7 protein-coding genes and 4 tRNA genes are annotated in these 10319 nt (G+C 71.5%); 6 read left to right on the top strand and 5 right to left on the bottom strand.

All coding sequences use genetic code 11. From position 1 onward, the window contains the following. A partial coding sequence (locus tag ACIRQF_RS16590) for a DEAD/DEAH box helicase (protein WP_404092780.1) occupies window positions 1–1904 on the bottom strand: 1904 nt, incomplete at its 3' end. Window positions 1905–2104: 200 nt separating this feature from the next. Further along, window positions 2105–2623, bottom strand: coding sequence for a hypothetical protein (locus ACIRQF_RS16585; protein ID WP_404092777.1), 519 nt, complete (start codon window positions 2621–2623; stop codon window positions 2105–2107). A 290-nt stretch (window positions 2624–2913) separates the two neighbouring features. Between ACIRQF_RS16585 and ACIRQF_RS16580 the strand changes: the two genes are divergently transcribed. The 4 genes from ACIRQF_RS16580 to ACIRQF_RS16565 all read left to right on the top strand — a co-directional run bounded on the left by ACIRQF_RS16580 (window position 2914) and on the right by ACIRQF_RS16565 (window position 3676). Continuing rightward, window positions 2914–3264: a metallopeptidase family protein gene (locus ACIRQF_RS16580; RefSeq protein ID WP_376637917.1), complete on the top strand. Its 351-nt coding sequence runs from the start codon at window positions 2914–2916 to the stop codon at window positions 3262–3264. Between the two features lie 130 nt (window positions 3265–3394). Next, window positions 3395–3467: transfer RNA gene (locus ACIRQF_RS16575), tRNA-Glu, on the top strand. A 39-nt stretch (window positions 3468–3506) separates the two neighbouring features. Further along, window positions 3507–3580, top strand: a tRNA-Asp gene (locus tag ACIRQF_RS16570). A 22-nt stretch (window positions 3581–3602) separates the two neighbouring features. Further along, a tRNA-Phe gene (locus ACIRQF_RS16565) sits at window positions 3603–3676 on the top strand. 264 nt (window positions 3677–3940) lie between these two features. Here the strand turns inward: ACIRQF_RS16565 and ACIRQF_RS16560 are convergent. The 3 genes from ACIRQF_RS16560 to ACIRQF_RS16550 all read right to left on the bottom strand — a co-directional run bounded on the left by ACIRQF_RS16560 (window position 3941) and on the right by ACIRQF_RS16550 (window position 5998). Next, window positions 3941–4780: a cytochrome c biogenesis CcdA family protein gene (locus ACIRQF_RS16560; RefSeq protein WP_376637916.1), complete on the bottom strand. Its 840-nt coding sequence runs from the start codon at window positions 4778–4780 to the stop codon at window positions 3941–3943. After that, entirely contained in the window at window positions 4777–5541 is a 765-nt protein-coding gene (locus tag ACIRQF_RS16555; RefSeq protein ID WP_404092773.1) for a DsbA family protein, read from the bottom strand. The genes ACIRQF_RS16560 and ACIRQF_RS16555 overlap by 4 nt, the downstream gene beginning before the upstream one ends. A 70-nt stretch (window positions 5542–5611) precedes the next feature. Then, window positions 5612–5998 (bottom strand): hypothetical protein, encoded by a 387-nt coding sequence (locus ACIRQF_RS16550; protein ID WP_382477635.1) that lies wholly within the window; start codon window positions 5996–5998, stop codon window positions 5612–5614. A gap of 118 nt (window positions 5999–6116) precedes the next feature. On the opposite strand from ACIRQF_RS16550, the gene hrpA reads away from it, so the two are divergent. Together hrpA and ACIRQF_RS16540 are read left to right on the top strand one after the other, a co-directional pair. Further along, window positions 6117–10088 carry an ATP-dependent RNA helicase HrpA gene (hrpA, locus tag ACIRQF_RS16545; protein ID WP_382477633.1) on the top strand — a complete coding sequence of 1324 codons (3972 nt, stop codon included), beginning with the start codon at window positions 6117–6119 and terminating at the stop codon, window positions 10086–10088. 84 nt (window positions 10089–10172) lie between these two features. Beyond that, a tRNA-Asp gene (locus tag ACIRQF_RS16540) sits at window positions 10173–10249 on the top strand. Window positions 10250–10319: the final 70 nt, after the last annotated feature.

The following is a 10319-nucleotide window of genomic DNA, read 5'->3' as shown; positions in this document are numbered from 1 at the left end:
AAGCCGCCCGACGGACGGTCGTTGTCCCGACGGAAGCCACCACGGTCGTTGTCGCGGTTGAAGCCACCCGACGGACGGTCGTCACGACGGAAGCCGCCCGACGGACGGTCGTTGTCCCGACGGAAGCCACCACGGTCGTTGTCGCGGTTGAAGCCACCCGACGGACGGTCGTCACGACGGAAGCCACCGGACGGACGGTCGTTGTCCCGGCGGAAGCCGCCCGACGGACGCTCGTTGTCGCGGCGGAAGCCACCACGGTCGTCACGACGGTCGTTGTCGCGACGGAAGCCGCCACGGTCGTCACGACGGTCGTTGTCGCGACGGAAGCCACCGCGGTCGTCACGACGGTCGAAGTCGCGGCGCTCCTCGCGCACCGGCTCCTCGACCACCGCGGCAGCGGCGGCGACCTCGGCCTCGGCGGCCTCGGTCACCTCGGCGACGGCGGCCTCCGGGTCCTCACCGCGCTCGCGGGCGGCGCGGGCCACCAGGCGGTCGGCCTCCTCGCGAAGCTCGACGGCACGGCGCTGCAGGCGCTCCAGCTGCTTGGTCAGATCGGCGACCTCGCGCTCGGCCTGCTTGGCCGAGTTGTTCGCGGAGTCGGCCTGGACCTCGGTGAGGGAGCGGGCGCCGGTGATCTCGGCGACCTCGGGGTCGAACGCGCCGGCCCCGCCGACGATGTGGCGCGAGGCGTCGACGCCCGCGTCCTCCATCAGGCGGAAGATCTGGCGGCGCTGGTGCGGCAGGGCCAGGGAGACCACGACACCGGAGCGGCCGGCACGGGCGGTACGGCCCGAGCGGTGCAGGTAGTCCTTGTGGTCGCCGGCCGGGTCCACGTTGAGGACCAGGTCGATGCCGTCGACGTGGATGCCTCGGGCGGCGACGTCGGTGGCGACGAGCGCGTTGACGTAGCCGTCCTTGAAGTCGGCGAGGGTGCGGGTACGGGCGCCCTGGGTCATGCCGCCGTGCAGCGCGTCGGCCTTCACACCGGAGTCACGGAGCTGCTCGGCGATGCGGTCGGCACCCAGCTGGGTGCGCACGAAGATGATCGTGCGGCCCTTGCGGGCGGCGATGGCGGCGGTGACCGGGGCCTTGTCCTTGGGCTTCACGACCAGGACGTGGTGGGTCATCGTGGTGACGGCGCCGGCGGACGGGTCGACCTCGTGCGTGATCGGGTCCACCAGGTAGCGCTTGACCAGGCTGTCGATCTCGTTCTCCAGCGTGGCGGAGAAGAGCAGGCGCTGGCCGCCGACCGGAACCTGGTCGAGCAGCTCGGTGACCTCGGGCAGGAAGCCCAGGTCGGCCATCTGGTCGGCCTCGTCGAGGACGGCGATCTGGACCTGCTCCAGGGAGCAGGCGCCGCGGTTGATGATGTCGCGGAGACGGCCCGGGGTGGCGACGAGGATGTCGACGCCGCGCTCCAGCGCGTAGATCTGGTTGCCCATCGACGTACCGCCGCAGACGACCTTCATCTTGAGGCCGAGCACGTCGCCGTACGGCTGGAGGGCGTCCGCGACCTGCATCGCGAGCTCACGGGTCGGGGTGAGGATGACGCCGCGGGGCTTCTTCTTCTCGGTGCGGCCCTCCGCCAGGGTGGCGAGGAGCGGCAGACCGAAGGAGAGGGTCTTGCCGGAGCCGGTACGGCCACGGCCGAGGATGTCCTTGCCGGCCAGGGCGTCCGGGATGGTCGCGGCCTGGATCGGGAAGGGGGTGGTCACGCCGTTCTGGGCGAGCTTGCGCACGACGCCCTCGGGGAGACCCAGGTCACCGAAGGTGATCTCGGGGGTCTCGTCGGCGGGGGTCTCGTCGGCCTCGACGACGTCTGCGGCTTCGACGGCCTCGACGGCGTCGGCGACGATCTCGTCGTTCTCGGGCAGGACAGCGTGATCAGAACTGAAAATGGACATGCGAAATGCGAAACCTTCCGGAGTCTCGGCACGCGCCCGTCAACTCCGTGTTTCGCACTACGACCGCCTCAATGCGGTCAGCCACGGCAAGGGAGAGTACGCGCCAGTCACGGCGCTCTTCGGTCGTGGCGCCGGGCAAATGGGATCAAACGATCTACCACCATACGCACTCTCCCCCACCCAAGGCAAACCGAGCTGCGTCACACCGGCCCGGCCTGCGGTGATGCCTCCGGCTCCGTCGTCCTGTCAGGCCCCTCCGCGGCCCGCATGGCACCCATGTGGGTGTCCGCGCCGGGCGTCGTCGTGGGCGACTCGGTGACCGTCGGCTCGGGCGTCGGCTCCTGGGTCGGCGTCGGCTCCTGCGTCGGACTCGGCTCGGGCGGGTCGACCGGAGGGGTCGTGGCGCCGCCGGTCCCCCCGGCCGCACCACCCGCCCCGCCGTCCACGCCGTCCGGCGGCTGTTGTGGCTTCGGCGCGCCGCCCGGGCCGGCCGGGCCCGCCGCGTCGGAGGGTTTCGCCGTGACGGACGCCGAGCCGCTCGGCACGGGGGTCCCTTCGTCCTCGCCGTCGGGGTCGGGCCGGCTCTGCCCCGTACGGTCGAAGCCGCCCCCGCCGTGCGAACCGGAGAGCCCGCCGTCCTCGCCGGAGCCGCCCGCCGCGCCGCGCTTCCCCGCGGAGCTGCTGGGCGCCGGCCTCGCCCCGTCGTCGCCGACACTCATACAGCCGCTCAGACCCGCACAGGCGGCGACCGCCAGCGCGGTGGCGGCCCATCTCACAGGGGTGGGCAAATGGCGCACGGAGGCACCTCCAGGACGGGAGCGGCAGGAACGGGACGCGGTCCGAACGCGTCGCCCTGCCCAACTCCCTTCGTGCCACCGGGGACACGCCCTCCGTGCCCCTGTCGAACTCGGCCGCGGAGGCCCGGCGCAGCGGGAAGGGTCACCACCCTCACGCGATCGCCACTCCCATGCCGCTGCGGTTCACCGCCCCGGCACCGGACAATGGCCTTGTGCTGGAGATGACGCGCGACACGTTCGAAGAACTGGTGTCCCAGGCCCTGGACACGATCCCGCCCGAGCTCACCCGGGTGATGGACAACGTGGCGGTGTTCGTCGAGGACGAACCGGACCCCTCGGACCCGGAACTCCTCGGCCTGTACGAGGGAACGCCGCTCACCGAACGCGGGGAGTGGTACGCCGGCGTCCTCCCGGACCGCATCTCGATCTACATGGGTCCGACCCTCCGCTACTGCGAGACGGCGGAGGACGTGATCCACGAGGTGGCCGTGACCGTGGTCCACGAGATCGCCCACCACTTCGGCATCGACGACGAACGCCTGCACGAGCTCGGCTGGGGCTGACGCGCCTCCTCGGAAAGCCCGCCGCGAGCCCGCCACAGCCCCGCCGGGAAACCGTTTTGGCGATACCGGCCGGCATCCCATATGCTTCTCACGTCCCCGACGCGCTGAGAAGCGCCCAGGCGGGCCCTTAGCCCTCATCGTCTAGTGGCCCAGGACGCCGCCCTTTCAAGGCGGTAGCACGGGTTCGAATCCCGTTGGGGGCACGCACAACCCTGTGCGAGACTTGTTCTCGCACACCATATGGTCCTGTGGAGCAGTTGGTTAGCTCGCCACCCTGTCAAGGTGGAGGTCGCGGGTTCAAGTCCCGTCAGGATCGCCGAGATCGGAAACGATCTCGTGGCTGGGTAGCTCAGTTGGTACGAGCGATCGCCTGAAAAGCGATAGGTCGCCGGTTCGACCCCGGCCCCAGCCACAAGGAGAAGGCCCCGTTCGCGAGAACGGGGCCTTCTGCGTTGCCCGGCCTCCCGGTTCTGCCCGGCCTCCCGTTCTGCCCGGTTCGCGTTTCTGCCGTTCGCGTTTCTGCCCCGCCGCCCCGCTCCGTGGCGGCCGCCGTCTTCGCGGCGGCCCGGATCCCCTCGTCGGCCGACCGGATCCTTCCCGGCCGACCGGATCCTTCCCCGGCCGGCCGCTCCCGCGCGGCCGGCCATGCCCTACTCGGCGGGGCCCCTCCGGCCTGCTACTCCTCCGCCCGCTGCCGCTCCCGGCCGCGGCGCCCGCGCCACGCGAGTGCCGCCGCCACGACCGCCACCACGGCCACGAGCAGCGCCCAGTCCGGGACCGCGCGGCCCAGGGCGCCCACCCGCTCCTCGACGGCGAAGGAGTCGTCGACCGAGAGCAGCCCGGGCAGGGCCGTGGTGCCGTCGAAGGCCAGGAAGAGGGTGCCGAGGGCGACGAAGAAGAGGCCCGAGAGCAGCGAGGTCGAGTGCAGCTCGAAGCGGCCCAGGCGGATCGGCCGGCCGCGCAGCCAGCGGCGCCGGCCCAGGTCGTAACGCTCCCAGAGCACCGCGAGCAGGAAGAGCGGGACGGCCATGCCGAGCGCGTACACGGCGAGGAGCAACCCGCCGTAGGCCGGGCTGCCGCTGAGCGCCGCCACCGTCAGGACGCTGCCCAGGATGGGGCCCGCGCAGAAGCCGGCGAGGCCGTAGACCAGGCCCAGGGCGTAGACCGAGAAGGCGGTCGTGGGGCGGATCCGGCCGCTCGCCTCGGCGAGTCGGCGGGACGCGAAGCCCAGGCCGAGGATCTGCAGCACCCCGAGGGCCACGATCAGCCAGCCGCCCACGGCCACCAGGAGGTCCCGGTGGCCGTAGAAGAGGCGGCCGGCGAAGGAGCCGGCCGCGCCCAGCGGGACGAGGGTGGTGGCCAGGCCCGCGTAGAAGATCCCGGTCCGGGCGACCAGCCGGGCGCGGGTGTCGACGGAGTACGCGAAGAAGGCCGGGAGCAGCAGGGCGCTGCACGGGCTGAGGAGGGCGAGCAGACCGCCGAGGAAGGCGGCGAAGTAGCCGATCCCGGAGGTCATCGCGCGGCCCCGGCCGACTCCCCGTCCGGGCCCGGTCCCGCCGCCTTGGACCCGGCGGCCTTCGCCGCCCCGGCCGCCGCCTCGATGGCGTCCGTGAAGGTCTCCATCGGCTGGGCGCCCGCGATCGGGCGGCCGTTGACCAGGAAGGACGGCGTCGAGGTGGCGCCGAGGGCGTAGCCCTGCTCCTGGTCCCTGCTCACCGCCTCCCGGGCCGCGGCGCTGTCGGCGTCCCGGGTGAAGCGGGCGAGGTCGGCGACACCGGCCTCCTTCGCGAGGGCGGTCAGGCGCTCCTTGCCGAAGCCCTTCTCCTTGGCGCCCGGCGCGTACGCGGCCTTGTGGAACTCCCAGAACCGGCCCTGCCGCCCGGCCGCCCAGGAGGCGCGGGCGGCCGCCTCGGACTCCTCGCCGAAGATCGGGAAGTTCCGCCACTCGATGCGCAGGGTGCCGGCCTCCACGTACTTCTTGACCAGGGCGGGCTCGGTGTCCCGGGCGAACTTGCCGCAGTAGCCGCACTTGAAGTCGGCGTACTCGATCAGGACGACCGGCGCGTCGGCGCGGCCGAGGGCCAGCCCGTCCTTCGCGTCGCGGCGGGCGTAGGCCTCCAGCTCGGGGTAGACCCCGGCGGAGGGGTCCGCGGAGACCTCGGCCACGGAGGAGCCGGAGGGCGAGGACGGCTTGGTGGTGGCGTACGAGACGACGCCGAGCAGCGTGGCCGCGAGGGCCACCCCGGCGACGATCACCACGGGCTTGGACTTGGGCATGCGGAAGCGCTCCTGAGGACGGAGGAGAAAAGAGGAGGAAAGGGGACGGACCGTGCGCGGCGTGTCCGGCCTAGACCCTCAGGATCGACAGCTCCACGGGGGACGGCGACACGGGCTCCGGCGGCGCGGGACCCGGCGGCGCGTCGGCGGCGTCCTGGTCCGCGCCCCATCCGGCGCAGGAGCTCCGCTCCCCCGCGAGGGCGGTGAGCAGCTCTGCGAAGCCGTGCGGGCGGGGCGGTACGGCGGGGGCCGTGGCCCCTTCCCCGTCGCCGTGGCCCTGGTCACAGCCCGGGCCACCGGCCGGCGCGCTCGCCACCGTGCCCGGGCCACCGGCCGGCGCGCTCGCCACCGTGCCCGGGGCCGCCGCGGCGGCCGTCGTCGTCCCGCAGACCAGCAGGCCCAGCACCAGCCCCGCCAGTGCGGCGAACACCGCCGTCACGCGGAGGGTGCGGGACATGCGGAAACCTTTCGCGACGGTGCCGGGCGGTGTGCCCGAAATACTACGCATGGGCGCCGCGCCGCCCTCGTAAATCGGTTCGCCGCTTCTCGTCCGCAGGTGCGATCCTGGGTTCCGTATGTCTACTTCCTTCGCCGCCCTCCAGTCCGTCCTGGCCGAGGTCTCGCTGCGGGACTCCCACCGGCTCGGCCGCCGTCTCGAAGGCGCCCGCCGCATCCGCAAGCCCGAGGCCCGCGCGGCCGTCCTGGACGAGATCGCCGCCGAGGCCGGCAAGGCCAAGGAGCGCGTCGAGGCGCGCGCGGCCCTCGTGCCGCCCGTCACCTATCCCGAACAGCTGCCCGTCTCGCAGAAGAAGGACGAGATCGCCGAGGCGATACGCGACCACCAGGTCGTGATCGTCGCCGGCGAGACCGGCTCCGGCAAGACGACGCAGATCCCGAAGATCTGTCTGGAGCTGGGCCGCGGCGTCCGGGGCATGATCGGGCACACCCAGCCCCGCCGGATCGCCGCCCGCACGGTCGCGGAGCGCGTGGCGGAGGAGCTGCGGACCCCGCTCGGCGAGGCGGTCGGCTGGAAGGTCCGCTTCACGGACCAGGTCAACCCCGACGAGACCTTCGTCAAGCTGATGACGGACGGCATCCTGCTCGCCGAGATCCAGACGGACCGCGAGCTCCGCGCCTACGACACGATCATCATCGACGAGGCCCACGAGCGGTCCCTCAACATCGACTTCCTGCTCGGCTATCTGGCCCAGCTCCTGCCGAAGCGCCCTGATCTGAAGGTCGTGATCACCTCCGCGACCATCGACCCGGAGCGCTTCTCGCGTCACTTCGGCGAGGCCCCGATCGTCGAGGTCTCCGGCCGCACGTATCCGGTCGAGGTGCGCTACCGGCCGCTCCTGGAGGAGGACTCCGAGGAAGCGGACCGGGACCAGATCACCGCGATCTGCGACGCCGTCGACGAGCTCCGGAAGGAGGGGCCCGGCGACGTCCTGGTCTTCCTCTCCGGCGAGCGGGAGATCCGCGACACGGCGGACGCCCTGCTCAAGAAGAAGCTCTTCGACACGGAGATCCTGCCGCTGTACGCCCGGCTGTCCCACGCCGAGCAGCACCGGGTCTTCCAGGCGCACTCCGGCCGCCGGATCGTGCTCGCCACGAACGTCGCCGAGACCTCGCTGACCGTTCCCGGCATCAAGTACGTGATCGATCCGGGTACCGCCCGCATCTCGCGCTACTCGCACCGCACCAAGGTGCAGCGCCTCCCGATCGAGCCGGTCAGCCAGGCCAGCGCCAACCAGCGCAAGGGCCGCTGCGGCCGTACGTCGGACGGCATCTGCATCCGGCTCTACTCCGAGGACGACTTCCTCACCCGGCCGGAGTTCACGGACGCCGAGATCCTCCGGACGAACCTGGCCTCCGTCATCCTCCAGATGACCGCGGCCGGCCTCGGCGACATCGAGAAGTTCCCCTTCATCGACCCGCCGGACCACCGCAACATCCGGGACGGCGTCCAGCTCCTCCAGGAGCTCGGCGCGCTGGACCCGGCCCAGAAGGACCCCAAGAAGCGGCTCACGCAGCAGGGACGCAAGCTGTCCCAGCTCCCGGTCGACCCGCGGCTCGCCCGCATGGTCCTGGAAGCCGACCGGAACGGCTGCGTCCGCGAGGTCATGGTGATCGCGGCGGCGCTGTCCATCCAGGACCCGCGCGAGCGGCCGGCCGAGAAGCAGGCGCAGGCCGACCAGCTGCACGCCCGCTTCAAGGACGAGACGAGCGACTTCCTCGCCTTCCTGAACCTGTGGCGCTACGTGCGCGAGCAGCAGAAGGAGCGCGGCTCCAGCTCCTTCCGCCGGATGTGCAAGCAGGAGTACCTGAACTTCCTCCGCATCCGCGAGTGGCAGGACATCTACAGCCAGCTGCGCACGGTCGCCAAGCAGATGGGCATCCACCTCAACGAGGAGGACGCGCCCGAGCAGTCCGTCCACGTGTCCCTGCTCGCCGGCCTCCTCAGCCACATCGGTCTCAAGGACGTCAAGGAGTCCAAGGACGGCGGCAAGGACGGCAAGCGGGAGGGCACGCGGAACGAGTACCTGGGTGCCCGCGGCGCCAAGTTCGCGATCTTCCCCGGCTCGGGCCTCTTCAAGAAGCCCCCGCGGATGGTCATGTCCGCCGAGCTGGTCGAGACCTCCCGGCTCTGGGCCCGGGTGAACGCCCGGATCGAGCCCGAGTGGGTCGAGCCGCTGGCCCAGCACCTGGTGAAGAAGACGTACAGCGAGCCGCACTGGGAGAAGGACCAGGCCGCCGTCGTCGCCTTCGAGAAGGTCACGCTGTACGGCGTGCCGATCGTCGCCGACCGCAAGGTGAACTACGGCCGGATCGACCCCGAGGTCTCCCGCGACCTGTTCATCCGCAACGCGCTCGTCGAGGGCGACTGGCGCACCCACCACAAGTTCTTCGCCGACAACCGCAAGCTCCTGACCGAGGTCGAGGAGCTGGAGCACCGGGCCCGGCGCCGGGACATCCTGGTCGACGACGAGACGCTCTTCGACTTCTACGACAAGCGGGTGCCGGAACACGTCGTGTCCGGCGCGCACTTCGACTCGTGGTGGAAGCACAAGCGCCACGAGGAGCCGGAGTACCTCGACTTCGAGCGCGAGATGCTCATCAACGAGAAGGCGGGGGCGGTCACCAAGGACGACTACCCCGACTCGTGGCGGCAGGGCGCGCTGAAGTTCCGGGTGACCTACCAGTTCGAGCCGGGGGCGGACGCCGACGGCGTGACCGTCCACGTCCCGCTCCAGGTGCTGAACCAGGTCACCGACGAGGGCTTCGACTGGCAGATCCCGGGGCTGCGCGAGGAGGTCGTCACCGAGCTCATCCGCTCCCTGCCCAAGCCGATCCGCCGCCACTACGTGCCCGCGCCGAACTTCGCGGGCCGCTTCCTCGACTCCGTCGTGCCGGTGCAGGAGCCGCTGCCGACGGCGCTCGCCCGCGAGCTGCAGCGGATGGTCGGGGTCCCCGTCACGGCGGAGGACTTCGACTGGGCGAAGGTGCCCGAGCACCTCAAGGTGACCTTCCGGATCGTCGACGAGCGGCGCCGCAAGCTGGCCGAGGACAAGGACCTGGAGGCGCTGCGCCTCCAGCTGCGCCCCAAGGCCCGTCAGGCGCTCTCCCAGGCCGCCAAGGCGGCAACGGCGGGCCCGGACGGCTCCGGGCCGTCCCTGGAGCGTACGGGGCTCAAGGACTGGACGATCGGCACGCTCACCAAGGTCTTCGAGACCCGGCGGGCCGGGCAGCCCGTCAAGGCGTACCCGGCGCTGGTGGACGAGGGCGACACCGTGGCCGTACGGCTCTTCGACTCGGAGGCCGAGCAGGCGCAGGCGATGTGGCGGGGCACCCGGAAGCTGATCATGCTGAACATCCCGGTGAACCCGGCGAAGTTCGCCTCGGACAAGCTGACCAACCAGCAGAAGCTGGCCCTGTCGGCGAATCCGCACGGCTCGATCCAGGCCCTGTTCGACGACTGCGCGACCGCCGCGGCCGACCGGCTGATCGCGGACCACGGCGGCCCCGTGTGGGACGAGGAGTCCTTCCGGAAGCTGTACGACAAGGTCCGCGCCGACCTCGTCGAGCTGACGATCCGGACGGTGGGCCAGGTGCAGCAGGTCCTGGCGGCCTGGCAGGCCTGCGAGCGGCGCCTGAAGACCGCGAGCAGCCCCGCCCTGCTGCCGAACCTGCAGGACGTGCGCGAGCAGCTGTCCTGGCTGATGCCGGCCGGCTTCGTCACCCGTACGGGCCTGAAGCGGCTGCCGGACCTGATGCGCTACCTGGTCGCGGCGGACCGGCGGCTGCAGCAGATGCCGACGGGCGTGCAGCGGGACACCACCCGCATGGAGAAGGTGCACGAGATGCTGGACGAGTACGCCTGGCTGCTCGAGCAGCTCCCGAAGGGGCGCCCGGTGCCGGCCTCGGTCACGGACATCCGCTGGATGATCGAGGAGCTGCGGGTGAGCTACTTCGCGCACGCGCTGGGGACGGCGTATCCGGTGTCGGACAAGCGGATCGTGAAGGCGATCGACGCGGCGGCGCCGTAGCGGGACCCTCGCCGTCGGTGAGTTCGACCAGACCGCTGACCTGCTGTACAGTTTTCCTCGCAGCCAAGCAACAGAGGCTGCGAAGGTCCTGTGGAGCAGTTGGTTAGCTCGCCACCCTGTCAAGGTGGAGGTCGCGGGTTCAAGTCCCGTCAGGATCGCCAGTGGAAGGCCCGCACCGTTCGGTGCGGGCCTTCTTGCGTTGCGCCCATCGAAGGACGAAGGTCCCACCAA

The organism is Streptomyces sp. NPDC101191, from assembly GCF_044767915.1.
Taxonomy (GTDB): Bacteria; Actinomycetota; Actinomycetes; order Streptomycetales; family Streptomycetaceae; genus Streptomyces.
Note: the sequence above shows the minus strand (reverse complement) of the source record. Positions and strands in the feature narration are given on the sequence as shown.

What these genes read in the sequence shown, in the direction of transcription:
- ACIRQF_RS16560 (WP_376637916.1), bottom strand. Translation starts at nt 4,780, where the DNA reads ATGACCTCCGGGATCGGCTACTTCGCCGCCTTCCTCGGCGGTCTGCTC.
- ACIRQF_RS16585 (WP_404092777.1), bottom strand. Translation starts at nt 2,623, where the DNA reads ATGAGTGTCGGCGACGACGGGGCGAGGCCGGCGCCCAGCAGCTCCGCG.
- ACIRQF_RS16550 (WP_382477635.1), bottom strand. Translation starts at nt 5,998, where the DNA reads ATGTCCCGCACCCTCCGCGTGACGGCGGTGTTCGCCGCACTGGCGGGG.
- hrpA (WP_382477633.1), top strand. Translation starts at nt 6,117, where the DNA reads ATGTCTACTTCCTTCGCCGCCCTCCAGTCCGTCCTGGCCGAGGTCTCG.
- ACIRQF_RS16555 (WP_404092773.1), bottom strand. Translation starts at nt 5,541, where the DNA reads ATGCCCAAGTCCAAGCCCGTGGTGATCGTCGCCGGGGTGGCCCTCGCG.